24 protein-coding genes are annotated in these 17,810 nt (G+C 67.6%); 16 read left to right on the top strand and 8 right to left on the bottom strand.

The features are described from left to right. Window positions 1-4 precede the first annotated feature (4 nt). The 4 genes from CWC60_RS06090 (at window position 5) to CWC60_RS06105 (ending at window position 4,003) form a co-directional block, all read left to right on the top strand. On the top strand, window positions 5-961 hold the full coding sequence (locus CWC60_RS06090) for a flagellin (RefSeq protein WP_109793102.1): 957 nt from the start codon (window positions 5-7) through the stop codon (window positions 959-961). A gap of 96 nt (window positions 962-1,057) precedes the next feature. After that, complete coding sequence (locus tag CWC60_RS06095; RefSeq protein ID WP_109793103.1) at window positions 1,058-2,293, top strand: acyl-CoA dehydrogenase family protein; 1,236 nt, start codon at window positions 1,058-1,060, stop codon at window positions 2,291-2,293. A 12-nt stretch (window positions 2,294-2,305) separates the two neighbouring features. Next, window positions 2,306-3,247, top strand: a complete 942-nt coding sequence (locus tag CWC60_RS06100) for an alpha/beta fold hydrolase (RefSeq protein WP_109793104.1) — start codon at window positions 2,306-2,308, stop codon at window positions 3,245-3,247. A gap of 42 nt (window positions 3,248-3,289) precedes the next feature. Beyond that, on the top strand, window positions 3,290-4,003 hold the full coding sequence (locus tag CWC60_RS06105) for a response regulator (RefSeq protein WP_109793105.1): 714 nt from the start codon (window positions 3,290-3,292) through the stop codon (window positions 4,001-4,003). Here CWC60_RS06105 and CWC60_RS06110 read toward each other — a convergent pair whose 3' ends face one another. The 5 genes from CWC60_RS06110 to CWC60_RS06130 are packed head-to-tail and all read right to left on the bottom strand — an operon-like array spanning window position 4,004 to window position 7,214. Further along, window positions 4,004-4,405: a hypothetical protein gene (locus CWC60_RS06110; RefSeq protein WP_109793106.1), complete on the bottom strand. Its 402-nt coding sequence runs from the start codon at window positions 4,403-4,405 to the stop codon at window positions 4,004-4,006. A 27-nt stretch (window positions 4,406-4,432) separates the two neighbouring features. Next, on the bottom strand, window positions 4,433-5,314 hold the full coding sequence (locus tag CWC60_RS06115) for a lipid kinase (RefSeq protein WP_164516403.1): 882 nt from the start codon (window positions 5,312-5,314) through the stop codon (window positions 4,433-4,435). Between the two features lie 39 nt (window positions 5,315-5,353). Next, the gene (locus CWC60_RS06120; protein WP_109793108.1) at window positions 5,354-5,818 is read right to left on the bottom strand and encodes a PaaI family thioesterase; all 465 of its coding nucleotides are present in this window, start codon (window positions 5,816-5,818) and stop codon (window positions 5,354-5,356) included. Further along, window positions 5,815-6,261, bottom strand: a complete 447-nt coding sequence (locus tag CWC60_RS06125; RefSeq protein ID WP_109793109.1) for a PaaI family thioesterase — start codon at window positions 6,259-6,261, stop codon at window positions 5,815-5,817. The genes CWC60_RS06120 and CWC60_RS06125 overlap by 4 nt, the downstream gene beginning before the upstream one ends. Next, on the bottom strand, window positions 6,261-7,214 hold the full coding sequence (locus CWC60_RS06130) for an LLM class F420-dependent oxidoreductase (protein WP_164516404.1): 954 nt from the start codon (window positions 7,212-7,214) through the stop codon (window positions 6,261-6,263). Before CWC60_RS06130 ends, CWC60_RS06125 begins: the two co-directional genes overlap by 1 nt. A gap of 79 nt (window positions 7,215-7,293) precedes the next feature. Here CWC60_RS06130 and CWC60_RS06135 point away from each other — a divergent pair, with 79 nt between their 5' ends. The 3 genes from CWC60_RS06135 (at window position 7,294) to CWC60_RS06145 (ending at window position 9,012) form a co-directional block, all read left to right on the top strand. Continuing rightward, window positions 7,294-7,719, top strand: a complete 426-nt coding sequence (locus tag CWC60_RS06135; RefSeq protein WP_109793406.1) for a TIGR03668 family PPOX class F420-dependent oxidoreductase — start codon at window positions 7,294-7,296, stop codon at window positions 7,717-7,719. A 27-nt stretch (window positions 7,720-7,746) separates the two neighbouring features. Beyond that, window positions 7,747-8,361 (top strand): FMN-binding negative transcriptional regulator, encoded by a 615-nt coding sequence (locus CWC60_RS06140; RefSeq protein ID WP_109793111.1) that lies wholly within the window; start codon window positions 7,747-7,749, stop codon window positions 8,359-8,361. Window positions 8,362-8,472: 111 nt separating this feature from the next. Continuing rightward, on the top strand, window positions 8,473-9,012 hold the full coding sequence (locus CWC60_RS06145; protein WP_109793112.1) for a hypothetical protein: 540 nt from the start codon (window positions 8,473-8,475) through the stop codon (window positions 9,010-9,012). Between the two features lie 199 nt (window positions 9,013-9,211). Here the strand turns inward: CWC60_RS06145 and CWC60_RS06150 are convergent, their stop codons facing one another. Together CWC60_RS06150 and CWC60_RS06155 are read right to left on the bottom strand one after the other, a co-directional pair. After that, a complete protein-coding gene (locus CWC60_RS06150; protein ID WP_109793113.1) occupies window positions 9,212-9,805 on the bottom strand; it encodes a 2-hydroxychromene-2-carboxylate isomerase in 594 nt (197 codons plus the stop codon). Further along, a complete protein-coding gene (locus tag CWC60_RS06155) occupies window positions 9,802-10,476 on the bottom strand; it encodes a cupin domain-containing protein (protein ID WP_109793114.1) in 675 nt (224 codons plus the stop codon). The genes CWC60_RS06150 and CWC60_RS06155 overlap by 4 nt, the downstream gene beginning before the upstream one ends. 85 nt (window positions 10,477-10,561) lie before the next feature. Between CWC60_RS06155 and CWC60_RS06160 the strand changes: the two genes are divergently transcribed. Both CWC60_RS06160 and CWC60_RS06165 read left to right on the top strand, forming a co-directional pair. Beyond that, the gene (locus tag CWC60_RS06160) at window positions 10,562-11,266 is read left to right on the top strand and encodes a hypothetical protein (RefSeq protein ID WP_109793115.1); all 705 of its coding nucleotides are present in this window, start codon (window positions 10,562-10,564) and stop codon (window positions 11,264-11,266) included. 86 nt (window positions 11,267-11,352) lie between these two features. Then, complete coding sequence (locus CWC60_RS06165; protein WP_109793116.1) at window positions 11,353-12,546, top strand: amidohydrolase family protein; 1,194 nt, start codon at window positions 11,353-11,355, stop codon at window positions 12,544-12,546. A gap of 10 nt (window positions 12,547-12,556) precedes the next feature. Here the strand turns inward: CWC60_RS06165 and CWC60_RS06170 are convergent, their stop codons facing one another. Then, on the bottom strand, window positions 12,557-12,910 hold the full coding sequence (locus CWC60_RS06170) for a hypothetical protein (RefSeq protein WP_109793117.1): 354 nt from the start codon (window positions 12,908-12,910) through the stop codon (window positions 12,557-12,559). Between the two features lie 94 nt (window positions 12,911-13,004). Here CWC60_RS06170 and CWC60_RS06175 point away from each other — a divergent pair, with 94 nt between their 5' ends. The 7 genes from CWC60_RS06175 to CWC60_RS06205 all read left to right on the top strand — a co-directional run bounded on the left by CWC60_RS06175 (window position 13,005) and on the right by CWC60_RS06205 (window position 17,807). Further along, the gene (locus tag CWC60_RS06175; RefSeq protein ID WP_109793118.1) at window positions 13,005-13,703 is read left to right on the top strand and encodes a glutathione S-transferase family protein; all 699 of its coding nucleotides are present in this window, start codon (window positions 13,005-13,007) and stop codon (window positions 13,701-13,703) included. Further along, complete coding sequence (locus CWC60_RS06180; protein WP_109793119.1) at window positions 13,700-14,842, top strand: trans-sulfuration enzyme family protein; 1,143 nt, start codon at window positions 13,700-13,702, stop codon at window positions 14,840-14,842. Before CWC60_RS06175 ends, CWC60_RS06180 begins: the two co-directional genes overlap by 4 nt. 24 nt (window positions 14,843-14,866) lie before the next feature. Next, entirely contained in the window at window positions 14,867-15,484 is a 618-nt protein-coding gene (locus tag CWC60_RS06185; protein WP_109793120.1) for a glutathione binding-like protein, read from the top strand. Next, window positions 15,481-15,978: a YbaK/EbsC family protein gene (locus tag CWC60_RS06190; RefSeq protein ID WP_109793121.1), complete on the top strand. Its 498-nt coding sequence runs from the start codon at window positions 15,481-15,483 to the stop codon at window positions 15,976-15,978. Before CWC60_RS06185 ends, CWC60_RS06190 begins: the two co-directional genes overlap by 4 nt. A gap of 101 nt (window positions 15,979-16,079) precedes the next feature. After that, on the top strand, window positions 16,080-16,364 hold the full coding sequence (locus CWC60_RS06195) for a hypothetical protein (protein WP_109793122.1): 285 nt from the start codon (window positions 16,080-16,082) through the stop codon (window positions 16,362-16,364). 59 nt (window positions 16,365-16,423) lie between these two features. Then, a complete protein-coding gene (locus tag CWC60_RS06200; protein WP_109793123.1) occupies window positions 16,424-17,095 on the top strand; it encodes a ceramidase domain-containing protein in 672 nt (223 codons plus the stop codon). Beyond that, the gene (locus tag CWC60_RS06205) at window positions 17,070-17,807 is read left to right on the top strand and encodes an enoyl-CoA hydratase/isomerase family protein (protein ID WP_109793124.1); all 738 of its coding nucleotides are present in this window, start codon (window positions 17,070-17,072) and stop codon (window positions 17,805-17,807) included. Before CWC60_RS06200 ends, CWC60_RS06205 begins: the two co-directional genes overlap by 26 nt. Window positions 17,808-17,810 lie beyond the last annotated feature (3 nt).

Raw genomic sequence — 17,810 nt, forward strand, 5'->3', positions numbered from 1 at the left:
TCTGATGCGGATTGGAACCTTCAGCCAGAACGACCTGCTGGTACAGCAGATGCTGCGCCAGCAGGTGGAGCTCAGCCGCAGCCAGGAGCAGGTCTCCACCGGCAAGCGCTACAACGACACCGAGGGCTTCGGCGCCCAGTCGGCCAACATCGTCAACAGCCGCTCGCTGCTGACCCAGATCGAGGGCTTCCAGACCTCCAACCAGGCGCTGAAGGGCCGGCTCTCGGCCTTCGATTCCGCGCTTGTCGAGCTGGAATCGATCGGGGGGGAGCTTCGCGACGCGCTGCAGAAGGCCCGGGGTCTGGGCGACGGCACCGGCTTGGGCTCCACGGTCAGCGGTTTGCTGGAACGCGCCGCGGCGGTGCTCAACACCCGCTTCGAGGGCCGCTTCCTGTTCGGCGGGACGACCTCCGATCAGCCGCCTCTGCTGGTCACCGACGAAGCCGGGATCCTCGCGGTCGCGGAGCCGCCGGGCGGGCAGTTCTTCGCCGATAGCGGCGAGGCGCTCACGGCCCGCGTCGACGAGCGCACCACCATCGAGATCGGCGTCACCGCCTCCCAGGTCGCCGGCGATCTGCTGCATTCCATGCAGCGCATCCTGATGTTCGATTCCGGCACCCTGCCGGCGGGCGCGGCCGGCTTCGCGCCGGCGGACGCCCTGGCCGGCCAGCTCTCCGAGAACGAGATCGACTTCATCGCCGACGAACTGGACAACATCTCTACCGCGGTCACCGGCCTGCAGACCGCGGCGACGGAGAACGGCCTCAACATGAAGGCCCTGGACGACGTCCAGGGGCGTCTGGAGGATCAGCAGATCGCGCTGACCGACATCCTCGCCAACGAGGAGGACGTCGATCTGGCCAAGGTCGCCGCGAAGCTCAATCAGCAGCAGGTGGCTCTGGAGGCCAGCCTGCGCATGATCGCCCAGATGCGCTCCATGAGCCTGCTCAATTTCCTCTGATCCGGCGCGCGGCGCGCCCCGCGAGAAGAAGGCTTAACCCGGGCCGCTCCGGCGTCCAGAATGGCCGCGGGAGCATGACGTACTGGGGAGGAAGACTTGGCCGCTGTCGCATTCGAACTGCCCGACGAGGTGAGAGACGTCGTCGAGGGCCTGAAGGCCTTCGCGCGCAAGGAGGTGCTGACTCGCCACGAGAAGCACCGGGGGCTGCTGGAGGACGGCCGCCGCAAATATGCCGACGACGGCCGCATCGCACCGGAGGTGGTCGAACTGATCCGCGAAGTGCGGATGGCCGCCTCGGAAGCCGGCTATTACCAGATGTGCGTCCCCGAAGCCCTGGGCGGCGGCGGTCTCGGCATGCAGGCCTATTACGCCGGCTGGGAAGCGCTTTTTCACATGTGCGGGCCGCACAACTGGCTGATGGTATATGCCATCAGTCACTGGGCCTTCGGCCCCAGCCGATTGCTGGAAAAGGTCACCGACCGGGCGCGGGAAGATATCCTGGAGCCGCTGATGTCGGGGCGCGCGGGCATGTGCTTCGGTCTCTCCGAGCCCGGCGCCGGCTCCGACGCTTCCATGATCCGAACCCGCGCGACGCCGGACGGCGACGGCTGGGTGATCGAGGGCCGCAAGATCTGGACGACGAACTCGCCGGTCGCCGACTACTGCATCGTCTTCGCGGTGACGGACCCGGAGCGGGCGAAAGCGAAGAAGGGCGGCATCTCCGCCTTTCTCGTCCCCACGGACGCGCCCGGCTTCGAGGTGCAGCGGATCGTCAAGATGTTCGGTCAGATCGGCGGCGACGAAGCGGAGCTTCGCTTCGAGGGTTTGCGCGTCGAGCCATGGCAGCTCGTCGGCGAATTGCACGAAGGTTTCGCCACCGCGCTCTACGGCGTCTCCCTGGGTCGGGTCTACAACTCGGCCCGCGCGGTCGGTACCGGCCGCTGGGCGCTGGAACTGGCGATCGAGTACAGCCAGGCGCGCGAGTCCTTCGGCAAGACCATCTCCGAGTATCAGGGCGTGACCTTCCCGCTGGCGAGTTCGGCGATGGAGCTGCACGCCGCCCATCTGATGGGCCTCAACGCCGCGAAACTGCTGGACTCCGGTGCGCCGGCGGTGAAGGAACTGTCGATGACCAAGGCCTTTTCCGTGGAGATCGGAGTCAAGGCGGTCGACCGCGCGATGCAGACCCACGGCGCCATGGGGTTCACCAACGAGGTCGGTCTGTCGGAGGCCTGGCACAATCTCAGGATCATCAACGTCGCCGACGGCACCAACGAGATCCTGCGGCGGACCATCGTGCAGCGGCTGATGAAGGGCGATCTCGATCTGTAGGAGGGCGGGGCGATGGCGGACTGGCAGGTAACAGCGGCGGACGGCGTGCGGCTGGGCGGGCTGCGCTGGGACATCCCCGAACCGCGCGGCCTCGTCTACATCGCGCACGGTCTGGCCGAGCATGTCGGCCGCTATGACCGCTTCGCCCGGCGCCTGAACGGACTGGGCTTCTCGGTCGCCGGCCACGACCACCGCGGCCACGGGCGCAGCGTCGCGGGCGATGCCGAACCGGGGCACATCGCCGACCGTGACGGCTTCCATCTCATGGCGGACGATCTCGGCCGCGGCATGGATGCGTGGCGGGCGGAGCATGACGGGCTGAAGCTGGGCCTCTTCGCCCATTCCATGGGCTCCTTCCTGGCGCAGATGGGCATGTGGCGCTGGCCGGAGAAGGTCGACGCCGTGGTTCTGTCGGGCTCCAACGGCCCGCCGCCGCCGATCGCGGGCGCGGGGCGGCTGATCGCGCGCATGGAACGGCTCCGGCTCGGCCGGCGCGGCCGCAGCCTGCTGATTCATGGCCTCGCCTTCGACGCCAACAACAAGGCCTTTGCGGCGGACGGTCCCACGAAACTGGAATGGCTGAGCCGGGACCGGGACGAGGTGGACGCCTATGTCGCCGATCCCCGGTGCGGCTTCATCGCCACGACGGCGAGCTGGATCGCGCTGCTGGACGCGCTGCCGAAGCTGACGGCGAAGGGCAATGTCGGCCGGATTCCGAAGAATCTTCCGTTGCTGATCGCCTCCGGCGACCGGGATCCGATCGGCGACATGGGCCGGGGCGTCCGCCGCCTGCAGGCCATCTACGCCGGCCACGGCATGTCGGACGTGACGCTGAAACTCTACGAGGGCGGCCGGCACGAGATGCTCAACGAGATCAACCGCGACCAGGTCATGGCCGATCTCGGCGACTGGCTGGCCGCGCGCCTTGTGACAGGCCGCGGCGGCGGGGCATAATCGGCGCTTCGGCCCAGCGGCCATTCAACCTCGAGGTGCAGCGTGGACGCGCCGGAACGCCTGTCGATTCTCGTCGCTGACGACAATCCTGCGGCGCGCACCCAGATCGTCCGCATCCTGGAAGAACTGGGCCATGACACCACGGCGGTCGGGGACGGCGCCGAGGCGGTCTCGGCCATGGCAGCGCTGCGTTTCGACCTTGTGGTTCTCGACTTCGAGATGCCGGGCTTGCGCGGCGACGAGGTCGCCCGCCGCGCCGGCGCCGACGGGCCGGTCTCGATCGGGCTTTCCTCGGCCGGTCTCGGCCGCACCGAGTGGGGCGATGCGCCGATCGCCGAATGGCTCGCCAAGCCGGTCGACGCCAGGGCCCTGGCGGAGGCGGTCCGCCGCGCCGCGGCGCGGGGCCAGGACAGCGTCACCTCCGCACCGCCAGTCGATCTCACCCATCTCGCCACCTACACGGACGGTGACGCGGCCCTGGAACGGGAGCTGGCGGCGCTTTTCGCCGAGTCCTGCGAACGCTATGCCGGTCAGATGGCCCGTGCGGAGGACAGCCATCAGTGGCGGGACGCGGCGCACGGGCTGAAGGGCGCGGCGCGCGGCATCGGCGCCACCGAAGTCGCGCGGCTCGCGGCGTTCGCGGAAACCCTGCTGGGCCGCGGCGCGGAACAGCGCCGACAGGATGTGCTGGAACAGATCCGGGCGGCGGCGGACGACGTCAGCGCCTTCTTCGCCCGTCACCTGCAGGAAGGCTGATCAGATACGGATGCGCAGGTCGTCCATCGCCTTCAGCGCGGCGGTGTCGCCCACCTGATGCCGCACGCGGGCGACGGTGTCGCGCAGGTTCTCGTCGACCCGGCCGGCGACTTCCTTCAGCACCTCCTCGCCATCGTCGACGAACAGCGCCTGCAGGCGCGCGATCGCCTGTTCGATCATCACGGTCTCGTCGTGGGGGGCGTGGGGAAAGTCGTCCTTGCTGCGCACGACGTCAGCGAGGTTCTCGGCGAGAGCGTCGATCCTGTCCGCTTCGGCCAGGACGCGCCGCGCCCGGTCGGTGTCGAGCCCATCGGCGGCGGCCCTCAGCCGGGCGACGCCATCCCGGGCCTCGACGATCACCTCGTTGATGGCGACGACTTCGTCACTGCGGATCAGTTCCATGCCCGTATTCTCCGGTCTCCATACTGGTCATTTAGTAGCGGGAACGAAAACCTCCAAGGCTTTCGGCAGCACGGAGAAATCGGCGGGCGTTTCGGCGATCACGTCGCCGTCGACATTGATCTCCTGCGTCGGCGTCGTCTCGACGCGCACGGCGGCGGCGCGGAGGGTGCGGACGTCCTGACGCCGCTTCAGGGCGCCGAACTTCAGATAGGGCAGCAGTTTGAGCATGCCCCATGGTCCGAGCGGTTTGACGTAGTAGACGTCCAGCCAGCCGTCATCGATGGCGGCATCGTCGGCGATGGTGAGGCCGCCGCCGTAATGGACGCCATTGCCGACGGCGATCATGGTCGATTTCGTCTTCTTGGTGTCGCCGTTCCACGTGATCCGGGCCTCGAACGGTTTCATGTCCCGCTGGGCGTCGAGCCAGCTCAGCGGATAGCTCAGCAGTTTGAGGCGCTTCTTGCGCTCGCCGGTATGGTAGTTCGCGACCTTTACGCTGAAACCCAGGCTGGCGACATTGAAGAAGGGCCGGCCGTTTACAATGCCAAGGTCGATGCGCCGCAGACCGCCGCGCAGCACCACCCTGGCCGCGCGCTCGGGCTCGTGGGGAATGGCGAAGGTGCGCGCCAGATCGTTGGCGGTGCCGAGCGGCAGGATGCCGAAGGGACGTCCCGCATCCAGCAATGCTTCCGCGGAATGGCTGAACGTGCCGTCGCCGCCGCCGAGAACGATGCGGTCCGAAGCGGGACCCAGGCTGCGGATCAGGTCGGAGATCTCCGCCGGGTCTTCGGGCAGGTGAAAATCGACCCTGTCGCCCCCCGTTTCGAGCGTCCGGCAGGCCCTGCGGCCCGCGTCGGCCGCGTCGCCGCCGCCCGGATTGACGATCAACAGGGTTCTCTTGCCGCTCACTGTCAGCCCGCCCTTCCCGAAACGCCGTGCCGGGGAGGCTTATCCCGCCTCGTTCCCGGGTATGAAAGAATAGCGGCTGTCGCCGTCCTTCGGCACCTTCATGATTCCGTTGGCGCGCAGCACGATTTCACCGTCCGCCTCCAGCCAGGCGTTGCAGAAGACCATGCGCGGGGTGGCCCGGACCAGTTCCGTGCGGCCCTGTACCCATTGGCCGAGTTTCGCCGGCGCCACGAAGTCGCAGGTGAGATTGACGGTGGGATAGAAGCGGCGCTGGCCGTTCGCGACAGCCGCGCCGAAGCCGATCTGCACGTCGACAAGGGTCGCCAGCATGCCGCCGTGGCAGGTGCCGACCGGATTGAGATGCTTGCGTTCGACGCGGAAGCCGAGACTGGCCTGACCGTCGACGACGCGGCCGTAAATCGGTCCGACCAGGCCGAACAGGCCGTCACGGACGCCGAAGGGCTTGAAGCCCTCGGGTATGGTTGTCGCTTCGGTTTCGCTCATGAAAATGCCGCCCTGGGATCGAATGTGCCGTATTCGCTGCCGCCCAGCTTGAAGATTCCGTTGGCGCGGGCCAGCAGCTCCCCGTCGCCGCGCCGGATGCGGCAGTCGGCGAAGACCGTGCGTCCGCCGCGACGCAGGATCTCCGTGCGGCCCTCGACCCAGTCGCCGATATTGGCGGGCGCCAGAAAGTCGATGTTGGCGGCGACAGTCGGGATGAACTGCGCCGTATCCAGCTGGTAGTTCAGCGCGCAGTTGAGCTGCATGTCGACCATGGTCATCAGCATGCCGCCATGCAGGTTGCCGGCGGCATTGGTGTGGCGGCGCTCGACGCGGAAGCCGAGCGACAGTCCGCCGTCCAGGTCGCGCCAGTAGAGCGGGCCGTTGGCCTCGACGAACGGCGCAGGGATTCTTGCAGGGCGAAAGCCCTCCGGAATGTCGGTCATCAGGCCTTCGCGACCACGTCGGCCATGAACTGCTCCATCCGTCCGATGCTGTTCGCGGCGTCGCGGGCGGCCAGGTTGAGCATCAGGTGATTGAAGCCGGCCTCCTTCAGGCGCGCCACATCCTCCGCGACGGTCGCCGCCGAGCCGGTCAGGATCATCCGTTCGCCGTCCTTGTTCTTCACTTCCTCGCCGATGGTGTTCCAGTGGCTCCAGTAGGCGAGGTCGATGGTCGACATGTCGCGGCCGGCCTCATCGGCGAAGCCCTTCAGCCGTTCCAGCCGCTTCGCGATCCGGGCATGGGTGTCCAGCGGGAATTTCGGATTGTTGCCGATCGGGTACCAGCCGTCGCCATGGCTGACCACGCGCTTCAGCGCCGGCGCGCTCTCGCCGCCGATCCATAGCGGCGGATGCGGCTTCTGCACGGGCAGGGGGCGGGTGCCCACATTGTCGAAGCGCACGTACTTGCCGTGGAAACTCGCCTGCTCGCTGGTCCAGACGGTGCGGAAGACCTCGAGATACTCGTCGGTCACCGCGCCGCGCTCGTCATAGGGCGGGACCTGCAGGGCTTCGAACTCCTCCTCCATCCAGCCGGCGCCGCAGCCGATGGTGATACGGCCGTTGGAGAGCTGATCGATGGTCGCGATGATCTTCGCCGTCAGCAGCGCCGGACGATGCGGCACCACCATCACCGATGTCAGCATCCGCAGCTTCGTGGTCGCGGCCATGGCGAAGGCGATGGCCGTGAGCTGGTCCATGCATTCGCCCGTCGCGGTGCCGGGGAAGGAGCCGTCGGGACTGTAGGGATAGGTACTGTCGATCTGCGTCGGGATGACGACGTGATCGGGCACCAGCATGTAGCTGTAGCCGAGCCGCTCGCCGGCCGCCGCGAGGGTCTTCAGCCCCTCGGCGTTGGCCATCGGCCCGCGGGTGAACCAGGCGAAGCCGAAATCCATGACATCCTCCCCATGCGCACTATCTTCGGGGCCGAAGATAGCGGGCCTGCCGCCCGGGTCAAAAGGCATTGGTTGCGACATGATCTCGAAGGAGGAGCGGGAATTCGTACTGCGCCGGCCGCTGGGGCATCTGGGCACGGCGGACGCCGGAGCCGCGCCGCATGTCATGCCGGTCTGTTTCGCGCTGGAGGCGGCGGAAATATTCATCCCCATCGACGAGAAGCCGAAGGGGGGTGATATCCGCCGGCTGAAGCGGCTGCGCAACATCGCCGACAACCCGCGCGTCTGCCTGATGGTCGACCGCTACGATCCGGACTGGTCCGGGCTCGGCTGGGTCATGCTGCGGGGCGCTGCGGCGATCTGGGAGAGGGCGGCGGACCGCGCCGGTGCGATCGAGCTTCTCCGCGCACGCTATGTGCAGTACCAGAGCATGGACCTGGAGACGCGGCCGCTGATCGTCATCCGGGTCGACAATGTCAGCAGCTGGGGCGACCTGAGCCGATAGGGTCCGTCCGCCGGGGGGAGAAGCACGATGTACACGCCCGCGCATTTCGCCGTCGAGGACAGGGCAGCCTGTCACGACATCATCGAAGCCAACGAGTTCGGGCTGCTGGTGACGGCCGCTGGCGGCGCGCCCGAGGCCAGCCATCTGCCCTTCGTGCTGGATCGCGGCGAAGGGGAGCGGGGCGTGCTCTACGCCCATATGGCGCGCGCCAACCCGCAGTGGCGCGATTTCGGCGAAGCCGACGCCCTCTGCATCTTCGCCGGTCCCCACGCCTATGTCTCGCCGACCTGGTATCCCGGTGACGGCCCCGCCGTGCCGACCTGGAACTACACCGCCGTGCATTGCCAAGGCCGGCCGGAGATCATCGATGATGCGGTCGAACGCGACCGTCTGATGGAGCGGCTGTCGGCGCGCTACGAGGGCAGCGGGCCCTGGTCCTATGGCGGCCTGCCCGAGAAGTTCCGCAGCGCGATGGTGAAGGGGATCGTGCCCTTCCGCATTCCCATCGCGCGCATGGAAGGCAAGGCGAAGCTGAGCCAGAACAAGTCCGCCGCCGACCGCGAGGCGCTGGCCCGCGGCCTGGTGGAAAGCGGGCGGCCCATGGAGGCCGAGATCGCCGCCGCGATGCGGGCGATCGAATGACCCGCTGGCGCAGGTGAAACGCCGCGCCGCCTTCGCTATCCTGCGGCGCAGCGCATTGCGGTCACAATTCGGGGCGAGAAGCCGCATGTCACCAACCGAACGGAGGGCGTCATGAACCGATATCTGCTCGCTGGCGCGATCGGGCTGCTGCTGGCACTGCCGGCAATGGCCCAGAACCAGAAGGACGAAGAGCAACCGGCGGCGGATGCGAACCCGGCTCCGGAGGTCATCAAGGTCTATGACGAGAACACGCTGAAGCCGGAGGATATCCGGGCCTGTCTGAAGAGCGACATCGCGATCGCCGACATGGAGACCAGGGTCGCCGACTACGAGGATACGCTCGTCGATTTCCGTCAGAAGATCGCCGATCTCGGCGAAGACCTCGACCGCCGCCGCAAGCAGATCGACGGCACCGATCCGGAGGCGGTGGCCGAGTACAACCGCCGCGTCGACCGCCATGCGGATATGATCGACCGCTACAACGAGAAGTTCGTACCCAACCTCACGGACCGTCGGAAACGGCTGAACGAGGCCATCGACGCCTACAACCGCGACTGCGCCGACAAGGCCTATTTCGAGGAAGACTGGCTGGAGGCCGTGGCGGAGCTCGGCATCAAGGATCCGCGCGCGACCGCAGGCGGCGGCAAGTAGGCCGTGGTCCCCTTCGTGGAAAGGTCTATAGCGTTCCGCTATTTGATTGAACCGCCACTCACCCGGCGTGTCACCCCCCGCCTCTGTGCGGGGGTCCGGAGCGGCTTCGCCGCAAGTCGATGATCCTAGCCGGATGCCCGCACGGGGGCGGGCATGACACCGAAGCTCTACGGGCGATTCAATCCAACCGAGGATTGATCTAGGCTGCCAACTGCTGCAGCCGCTCCTCGACCATCCAGAGACGGTCGCCGCCCCAGAACAGCTCCCCGTCGATGGCGAAGGTTGGCACCCCGAACACGCCCATGTCGATGGCCAGCTGTCTTTCGCGCTCGTGACGCTCGGCGCCCTCGCCCGTGTACCAGTCGTCGAAGCCGGCGGTGTCCGCGCCGACTTCCGCCAGCACCGCCTTCACCTCCTCGACCACGCCGGGATCCAGTTCGCGGTGGAAGAACTTCTCGAAGGTGCGCCGCGCATAGGCGTGCAGCAGCCCCTGTTCCTCGGCGTAGGTCAGCCCGATTCCGGCGGGACGGGAATCGAAGATCTTCTTCGGCCCCAGCACCGTCAGCCCCTTGCGGTTGGCCAGCCGGCGTGCGTCCATGTAGGCGTATTTCACCTTGCGCCATTCGTTTTCGGAGCGGGTTTCCACCGCACCCAGGAATTCGGGGATGTGCAGGGTGAAGTGGACCCAGCGGAAGGTGACGCCGTAGCGCTCCTCCAGCGCGAGCAGATCGTCCATCACCAGATAGGCGAAGGGACTCTTCAGGTCGGTAAAATAGATCAGTTCCGCGTTCATGCGCCCCTCCCCAAGTGGCCGGTCTTGACATAGAGCAGGCAGCCGCCGTCCGACCGTGGCCGATGGCTCGATCCGTCCGGAAGCCGCATCCACGTTCCGGCACGGTAGCGGCCGTTCTCGTCGGCCAGCTCGCCCGACACCACGAAGACTTCCTCCCCGCCCTCATGGGTGTGATGCGGCGCTTCCGCGCCCGGCGCAAGTCTTGACAGGTAGATGCGTTCTGCATGGCCGGGCTCGTCGAACAGGTCGAAGACCTCCCTGCCGGCCCATGTCGGCCGCCAGCCAGCCGGATCGCTGGTGTCGATGCGGCGGGTGGGCCGGTCGGTCCCGGCGTACTGGCAGAGCTTCACGAACAGCGTGCAGCCGTTCTCGGTCCAGGGGCGGTGGCGTGTGCCGGTGGGCAACAGGGTCATCGTTCCGGCTGGATATTCGCCGAATTCGTCCGCGAAGACGCCGTCCAGCACCAGCACCTCCTCGCCGAAGGGGTGATCGTGTTCCGGGAAGCCGCAGCCGGGATCGAAGCGCACGACCGAAGTGACCATGCCCTTTTCGGTATCGCCGATCAGTTCCAGGCGCTTGCGCCACACGCCGGGCGCGGGACTCGCCTGCCAGTCCATCTGGTTGGTGTCGATGATGACGGTCTTGCTGCGGTCGGCGTGCAGGTCGGACATGCGGCGGGCTCCGTTTGAATTCGCTCCATTCTGACGCAAGTTAGGGCGCTGGGGGATTCGGGACGAGAGCGGGGAGGGCTGAAACATGCAGCAGATCGTCATTCAGAAGCGATTCCGTGGGCCGTCGAAATCGGCCAATGGCGGCTATATCGCGGGCCTGCTGGCGGAGCTGATCGACGGGCCGGCGGAGATCACGTTGCGCGCGCCGCCGCCGCTGGAGACGCCGCTGGACCTTGTCGGGGCCGACCAAGGGTTCGACCTGCGCCGCGAAGACCAGTTGATCGGTTCGGTGCGGCCGGGCCGTTTCTCGCTGCGGGTTCCCGAGAAACCGACGGACGCGGAGATCGAGGCGGCGCTACCTCATTATCCGGGCGCACGGAACAGCCCCATCCCGCACTGCTTTGTCTGCGGCGTGGACAACGCCCCGGGCGAAGGGCTGCGCGTTTTCGCCTCGCCCGTGGCGGGGCGGGACCTCGCCGCCGCCAGGTGGGACCCGCATGCGAACATGGCCGACGAAGACGGCTTCATCCTGGAGCGCTACGTCTTCGCGGCGCTGGACTGCCCCGGCGCCCATGCCTGGCACGGCGAGACCGGCGGCAGCATGCTGCTCGGCCGTATCGTCGGCGAGGTGACCGGCCGGGTGAGAGCCGGGGACCGGTGCACCGTGCTGGCCTGGCGCGAAGGGATGGAGGGCCGCAAGGCCTATGCGGGCTCCGCGGTGCTCGGCCCCGACGATCGTGTCGTCGCCAGCGCCTTCGCCACCTGGATCACGGTGCCGTCGGTCAGTTGACCGCTGCCGGTCGTCTCGGGGAAACTGCGGAACAGTATCAGCGGCCGGCCCGGCTTCCGGGCGCCGCCGCCACGGGGAGAGACGCCATGCCATATGCCGAAGGCCGCATCATCCACGATGCCGACAGCCACCTGATGGAGACGGCGGATTGCCTGGACCCGTACCTGGAAGAGCGCCTCAGGGCGCGCTTGCACGCGACGCCGGGCTATCTGAGGCGCAAGGCCCAGCAGGAGGCGGCGGTCGAGGCCGCGAAGGCGAATCATGCCGACCCCGAGTTCCGCGCCGCTGCCAACGAGAACGTGATGCTGCGCAAGAATTACGACGCCCACGGCGCCTTCATCCGTGACGACCGCGGCGAGGCGCTGGACTACATGGGCTTCGCCAGTCAGCTCGTCTTCACCACCTTCTGCCTCGGCAATTTCGAGCTCGACCAATCGGGCGACATGGAGCTCTGCTACGCCGCCGCCCGCGCCCACAACCGGATGATGACGGACTTCTGTTCCGTCGACCGCCGGCTGCTGCCGACGGCCTATATCCCGCTGGAGGAATTCGAGCGCGCCCGCGCCTGCATGGCCGAGGCGATCGAACTGGGCGCGAAGGGCCTGATGGTGCCCTCCAAGTGCCCGCAGAACCATAGCCCCAGCCATGTCGGCCTGGACCCGCTGTGGGCCATGGCCCAGGAAGCCGGCCTGCCGGTCCTGTTCCATGTCGGCGGCGAGCAGAAGCTGAACCCGGCCTACAAGGAGAACGGCCTGCCGCCGGTCAAGGACTTCCACGGCGGCGACGACAACTTCACCTCCGTCAGCTACATGCCGATCCCGGAGGCGGTGATGCAGACCGGCGCGACGCTGATCTTCGACGGCGTCTTCGACCGTTTCCCCGCCCTGAAATGGGGCGCGATCGAGCTGGGCGCGAACTGGGTGCCGGGCTGGATGCGGGCGATGGATTCGGCCGCGCACGCCTTCATCCGCAACGAGGAGCGGCTGCAGAAGCTGAGCGCGAAGCCCTCCGAGATCGTGCGCCGGCAGTTCCGCGCCGCGCCCTATCCGCACGAGGATGTGAGCTGGATCATCGCCAATGCGGGCGAGGAGGTGACGATGTTCTCCTCCGACTTCCCGCATATCGAGGGCGGCCGGAACCCGCTCAAGCGGTTCGGCGACTCGCTGGCCGACACGCCGGCGCGTGCGGTCGAGCGGTTCTACTGCGACAACTTCATCGATCTCATGGGGCGGGGCCTCGCGGAAGACCTGCGCCGTCCGGCGCAGATCTCGGCGGCCTGAACCGCGAGCGTCAGGCGACGCGTTCGTAGAGGGTCAGGATGTATCGGCGGTCTTCGGGGTCGAGTTCGCCGCGCTCCAGTTCCTCGCGGTGTTCGCGCAGGTCCTCGGCGGTGCCTTCGTAAAGGCCGGGACGCGCCAGCAGGGCGTCGATGGCCTTGAGAACAGACCTGTCGTCCTCGCCGATGTCGAGCTTCGGCGCGGCCTCGGCCTGCTGGCCCAGGTTCGGGTCGATGATCTCGTCCCAGCCCAGGTCGGCCGCCTCCAGCATCGACTGCGCCTCGCGCGCCGCGGCGGCGGCGGCCGCGTCATCGGCGTCGCCCATGCGCTCCAGCGCGTCGATCAGTGCATCGCGGTCGATAGCCATGTTGACGGTCTCCGGTTCTTCAGTTCACTTGGCGGGCGGATCGCGCCATATCACGAAGCGCGGGCAAAGGACAGTGCATGCGGGACGGAAGCATATGATCGATCTCTACTACTGGCCGACGCCGAACGGCTGGAAGATCTCCATCATGCTGGAGGAATGCGGGCTGGACTACCGCATGGTCCCGGTGAATATCGGCGCGGGCGAGCAGTTCGAGCCGGATTTCCTGAAGATCAGCCCCAACAACCGCATGCCCGCCATCGTCGACAATGACGGCCCCGAAGGCGCGCCCTGGCACCTGATGGAATCGGGCGCGATCCTGATCTACCTGGCGGAGAAGACCGGCCGCTTCCTGCCCGCCGAGCCCGGCGGCCGCTACCGCGCCATCGAGTGGCTGATGTGGCAGATGGGCGGCGTCGGCCCGATGTTCGGCCAGAACGGGCATTTCCGTCTCTACGCTACCGAGGACATCCCCTACGCGAAGCAGCGCTATCTGAACGAGTCCAACCGCCTCTACGGCGTCCTCGACCGGCGTCTGGGCGAGGTGGAGTACGCCGCCGGCGACTATTCCATCGCCGACATGGCGCTGTTTCCATGGTTCATGGTGCACCGCCAGCAGGGCGTGGCCATGGACGACTACCCGAATGTCCGCCGCTGGTACGAGGCGATCAAGCAGCGGCCCGCGGTGCGCCGGGGCGTCGATCTCGGCCGGGAACTGCGCCGCAAGCCCGACGAGATGGGCGAGGCCGAGAAGAAGAACCTGTTCGGCGACAACCAGTTCGCCAAACGCGCATGAGCGCCGGTTCGGACAAGCCGGCGACCTACCTGGCCCAGGCGCTGGGTCATGTCGAGCCGGCGAGCCGCGGCCTGGCGCCGGCGATCTATCCGGCCACGACCTACGAGCGCGACGCCGACCTGACCCTGCCCGGCGGGGCGGAATACGCCCGCGACGACAACCCCGGCTACACCCTGGCCGAGGAGATGCTGGCCAAGCTGGAAGGCGGCGCCGAGGCCATGCTCTACGCCTCCGGCATGGCGGCGGCGGTGGCGCTGTTCCAGTCGCTGAGGTCGGGGGATTCCGTAATCGCGCCGGAGGTGATGTATTTCGGGCTGAAGGCCTGGCTGCAGGATTTCGGCGAGCGCTTCGGCCTGAACGTCCGCTTCGTCGCCAACGATGCGGACGCCTATGCCGCTGCGCTGAAGGAACGGCCGGCGAAGCTGGTCTGGGCGGAGACGCCGGCCAACCCGCTCTGGCAGGTGACAGACCTTGCCGCCGTGGCGGAGGCCTGCCGGGCCGCGGGCGCGAAGCTGGGCGTCGACAACACGGTGCCGACGCCGCTGTTCACCCGGCCGCTGGAACTCGGCGCGGATTATGTCATGCATTCGGCCACGAAGTCGCTGAACGGCCATTCCGACGTGGTCGCCGGCGCGCTGGTGACCGGGAATGCCGATGATCCGCTCTGGCAGGGCGCCCACGTCCAGCGCCACAAGGGCGGCGCCATCGCCGGGCCGTTCGAGGCATGGCTGCTGGCCCGCGGCATGCGGACGCTCGCCGTCCGGGTCGAACGCGCTGCCGCGAACGCCATGCGCATCGCCGAGGCGCTCGAGGCGCGCGGCGACGTCACGGTTCTCTATCCCGGCCTGCCGAGCCATCCGGGCCATGCGATCGCGAAGCGGCAGATGACCGGCGGTTTCGGATCGATGATGTCGGTGCTGACCGGCGGCGGGCAGGAGAGGGCGTATCGCGTGAAAGCGGGGCTCAGGCTGTTCCGCCGGGCGACGTCGCTGGGCGGGGTCGAGAGCCTGGTGGAACACCGCCGCATGGTGGAGGGGCCGACGTCGATGGCGCCGGACGACCTGCTGCGTCTGTCGGTCGGGATCGAGGACGCAGACGACCTGATCGCGGACCTGATGCAGGCGCTGGACGGCGCCTAGACAATAGGGGAAGGAAGCGCAGCGATGATCGAACTCTACACCTGGGGCACGCCCAACGGCCGCAAGGTCTCCGTGATGCTGGAGGAATGCGGGCTCGACTATCAGGTTTATCCCGTGAACATCGCGAAGGACGAGCAATTCGATCCGGACTTCCTGAAGATCAGCCCCAACAACAAGATCCCCGCCATCGTCGACAGCGAGGGGCCGGACGGGGAGCCGATCTCGGTCTTCGAGACCGGCGCCATCCTGATCTATCTGGCGAAGAAGACGGGAAAGTTCCTGCCTGCCGAACCGCGCGCCTTCCACGAGACCATGCAGTGGCTGATGTGGCAGATGGGCGGTGTCGGTCCGATGATGGGACAGGCGCATCATTTCCGCCGTTTCGCGCCGGAGAAGATCCCCTACGCCATCGACCGCTACACCAACGAGACCGCGCGCCTCTACGGCGTGCTCGACAAGCGTGTCGCCGACAGGGACTGGCTGGCCGCCGGCGAATACACCATCGCCGACATCGCCACCTTCCCGTGGATTGCGCGCCATGAGTGGCAGGGCATGAAGCTGGAGGACTTCCCGAACCTGAAGCGCTGGTACGACCGCATCTGGTCGCGCGACGCGGTGAAGAAGGGCTTCGAGGTGCCATGAGCAACGGCGAGAAGCTGCTGCAACGCGAACCGGTCCAGCGCGTCCAGAACGCGCTGCGGGAGGCCGGGCTGGACACGGCGATTCGGGCGCTTTCGGAGACGGCGCGGACGGCGCAGGACGCGGCGCGCTCCCTCGATTGCGAACTGGGCGCGATCGTGAAGTCGCTGGTCTTCCGCGCCGGCGACAAGGCGGTCATGGCTCTGATCGCGGGCGACCGTACCTGCGACACCGATGCGCTGCGGGAAGTCCTCGACCTGCCCGACGAACTGGACCGGGCAACGCCGGAGTTCGTCCGTGCCGAGACCGGCTTCACCATCGGCGGGGTCGCGCCTCTGGGTCATGTCAGCCCGGTTCCCATTGCCATCGATGCGTCGCTGGCCCGATTCGTGACGGTCTACGCCGCCGCCGGCCACCCGCACTGCGTCTTTCCGGCCACGTTCGACGATCTGATGCGGGCGACCGGCGCGACCGCCTCGGAAAGGATCGCGAATTAACCTTTCGGTGACGTCAGGATTACCGGGCGTTAACCTTTTCGGGCCCACGATCCTCCCGATGACGCGGCGGAAGCCGCATCGATCGGGAAGGAACCAACGACATGGGACGTTTTGATCCGAATCTCGCCGACGACCTGATGATCCGCGCCGAAACCGGCGATCGCGACGCGCAGTACCGCCTGGGCCTTGTCTACGCCACCGAGAACGGCCCGGACGCGCTGGTGATGGCGCACAAGTGGTTCAACCTGGCTGCGATGTCGGGCGATACCCGCGCCCGCGCCGAGCGCCAGGAAATGGCCGAAATGATGAGCGCCGCCGAGATCGCCGAGGCCCAGCGCCGCGCCCGGGCCTGGATGGCCGAGCGCCAGACCGCCCGCGCGGCCTGAAACAGACGGTTACCGGCCGGCGCTTGACCGGCCGCTGACATTGCCGCCTGATCGGCGGCATGAACGAATTCGTCGACGCCTATTGCGAGCGCACGGCCTACGGCTTCTGGAACGAACCGCTCAACGCCGTCACCAACCTAGCTTTCATCATTGCCGCCATCTGGCTCTGGCGCATCGCCGGGCGGCGTGGCGTACGAAGCGATCCGTATTTCCTGATTCCCGCAGCCCTGCTGGTCGCGACCGGCATTGGCAGCTTCCTGTGGCACACCACCGCCCAGGGCTGGGGCGGCGCCCTCGATACCGCGGCGCTCTCGCTCTGCCTCCTCGCCACCGTCTACGCCGGCGCGCGCCGGTGGCTGGGCATGCGCTGGTACACAGCGCTGGTCTGGCCGGCCTTCATGATCGCCGCCGCGGTGGCGCTGGGACGGCTGCCCGTGCCCGGCGCGTTCTATCTCGGGCCCTTCGTCACCGGCCTGGCCCTGTCGTTCTGGCTCTGGCGGCGCGGTCATCCGGCCTGGGGCTGGATCGCTGCCGCCGTCGCCGTCTTCGTTCCTTCCTTCATCTTCCGCTCGATCGACGAGCGGCTCTGCGATCTCTGGCCTGTCGGAACCCACTTCCTTTGGCATATCCTGAACGGCGCGGTCCTCGGCCTGGCCATCGCGCCGCTGGCGAGGGGACTGACACGGGGAGAGGGAGGACACAACGATGGCGCTGGTCGAGCGGACCGATGACGACGGTCTCTGCATACTCACGCTGAACCGGCCGGAGGCGCTGAACGCGCTCTCGCCGAAACTGGTCATGGAACTGCGCGCCCATGTCGACGCCCTGCACCGCCAGCAGGACGAGATAGGCGTCGTCATCCTGCGCGCCGAAGGCCGCTCCTTCTGCGCCGGCAACGACCTGAAGGCGATCCAGTCGGGCGAGGAAGCGCCGGCGCCCAACTATCAGTCGGACACGGTGGACCTCATCGAGACCCTGCCGCAGCCGGTGATCGGTGCGGTGCAGGGCCATTGCTACACCGGTGGGCTGGAACTGGCGCTGGCCGTCGACATCATCGTCGCCGGGTCGTCGGCGAAGTTCGCGGATACGCACGGCAAGTGGGGCATGACCCCGCGCTGGGGCATGAGCCGCCGGCTGCCCGACCGCGTCGGCGTGCAGCGCGCCAAGGAGATGATGTACTCCGGCCGCACGGTGGACGCCGAGGAGGCGGTGCGGATCGGCCTCGCTGTCGAATGGGTGCCCGACGAGGAACTGCAGGATCACGTCGTGAAGATGGCCCGCGGCTTCCTTGCCAACTCCTGGCACACGCTGCGCGGCGACAAGATGCTGGTCAACGAGGGCCAGAACCGCGGCCACAGCGACGCGCTCGCCTTCGAGCGCGTGCACAGCCCGGGCCGGTCGCCGGACGTCGCCGAACGCGTGAAGAACTTCGGAAAGGGCTGAGCC

This window comes from Minwuia thermotolerans (assembly GCF_002924445.1).
GTDB lineage: Bacteria > Pseudomonadota > Alphaproteobacteria > Minwuiales > Minwuiaceae > Minwuia > Minwuia thermotolerans.

Excerpts from the sequence above, each read along its gene's own strand:
- CWC60_RS06090 (WP_109793102.1), top strand. The coding sequence starts at position 5 with ATGCGGATTGGAACCTTCAGCCAGAACGACCTGCTGGTACAGCAGATG.
- CWC60_RS06100 (WP_109793104.1), top strand. The coding sequence starts at position 2,306 with ATGGCGGACTGGCAGGTAACAGCGGCGGACGGCGTGCGGCTGGGCGGG.
- CWC60_RS06110 (WP_109793106.1), bottom strand. The coding sequence starts at position 4,405 with ATGGAACTGATCCGCAGTGACGAAGTCGTCGCCATCAACGAGGTGATC.
- CWC60_RS06120 (WP_109793108.1), bottom strand. The coding sequence starts at position 5,818 with ATGAGCGAAACCGAAGCGACAACCATACCCGAGGGCTTCAAGCCCTTC.
- CWC60_RS06125 (WP_109793109.1), bottom strand. The coding sequence starts at position 6,261 with ATGACCGACATTCCGGAGGGCTTTCGCCCTGCAAGAATCCCTGCGCCG.
- CWC60_RS06130 (WP_164516404.1), bottom strand. The coding sequence starts at position 7,214 with ATGGATTTCGGCTTCGCCTGGTTCACCCGCGGGCCGATGGCCAACGCC.
- CWC60_RS06135 (WP_109793406.1), top strand. The coding sequence starts at position 7,294 with ATGATCTCGAAGGAGGAGCGGGAATTCGTACTGCGCCGGCCGCTGGGG.
- CWC60_RS06140 (WP_109793111.1), top strand. The coding sequence starts at position 7,747 with ATGTACACGCCCGCGCATTTCGCCGTCGAGGACAGGGCAGCCTGTCAC.
- CWC60_RS06145 (WP_109793112.1), top strand. The coding sequence starts at position 8,473 with ATGAACCGATATCTGCTCGCTGGCGCGATCGGGCTGCTGCTGGCACTG.
- CWC60_RS06150 (WP_109793113.1), bottom strand. The coding sequence starts at position 9,805 with ATGAACGCGGAACTGATCTATTTTACCGACCTGAAGAGTCCCTTCGCC.
- CWC60_RS06155 (WP_109793114.1), bottom strand. The coding sequence starts at position 10,476 with ATGTCCGACCTGCACGCCGACCGCAGCAAGACCGTCATCATCGACACC.
- CWC60_RS06160 (WP_109793115.1), top strand. The coding sequence starts at position 10,562 with ATGCAGCAGATCGTCATTCAGAAGCGATTCCGTGGGCCGTCGAAATCG.
- CWC60_RS06165 (WP_109793116.1), top strand. The coding sequence starts at position 11,353 with ATGCCATATGCCGAAGGCCGCATCATCCACGATGCCGACAGCCACCTG.
- CWC60_RS06170 (WP_109793117.1), bottom strand. The coding sequence starts at position 12,910 with ATGGCTATCGACCGCGATGCACTGATCGACGCGCTGGAGCGCATGGGC.
- CWC60_RS06175 (WP_109793118.1), top strand. The coding sequence starts at position 13,005 with ATGATCGATCTCTACTACTGGCCGACGCCGAACGGCTGGAAGATCTCC.
- CWC60_RS06180 (WP_109793119.1), top strand. The coding sequence starts at position 13,700 with ATGAGCGCCGGTTCGGACAAGCCGGCGACCTACCTGGCCCAGGCGCTG.
- CWC60_RS06185 (WP_109793120.1), top strand. The coding sequence starts at position 14,867 with ATGATCGAACTCTACACCTGGGGCACGCCCAACGGCCGCAAGGTCTCC.
- CWC60_RS06190 (WP_109793121.1), top strand. The coding sequence starts at position 15,481 with ATGAGCAACGGCGAGAAGCTGCTGCAACGCGAACCGGTCCAGCGCGTC.
- CWC60_RS06195 (WP_109793122.1), top strand. The coding sequence starts at position 16,080 with ATGGGACGTTTTGATCCGAATCTCGCCGACGACCTGATGATCCGCGCC.
- CWC60_RS06200 (WP_109793123.1), top strand. The coding sequence starts at position 16,424 with ATGAACGAATTCGTCGACGCCTATTGCGAGCGCACGGCCTACGGCTTC.
- CWC60_RS06205 (WP_109793124.1), top strand. The coding sequence starts at position 17,070 with ATGGCGCTGGTCGAGCGGACCGATGACGACGGTCTCTGCATACTCACG.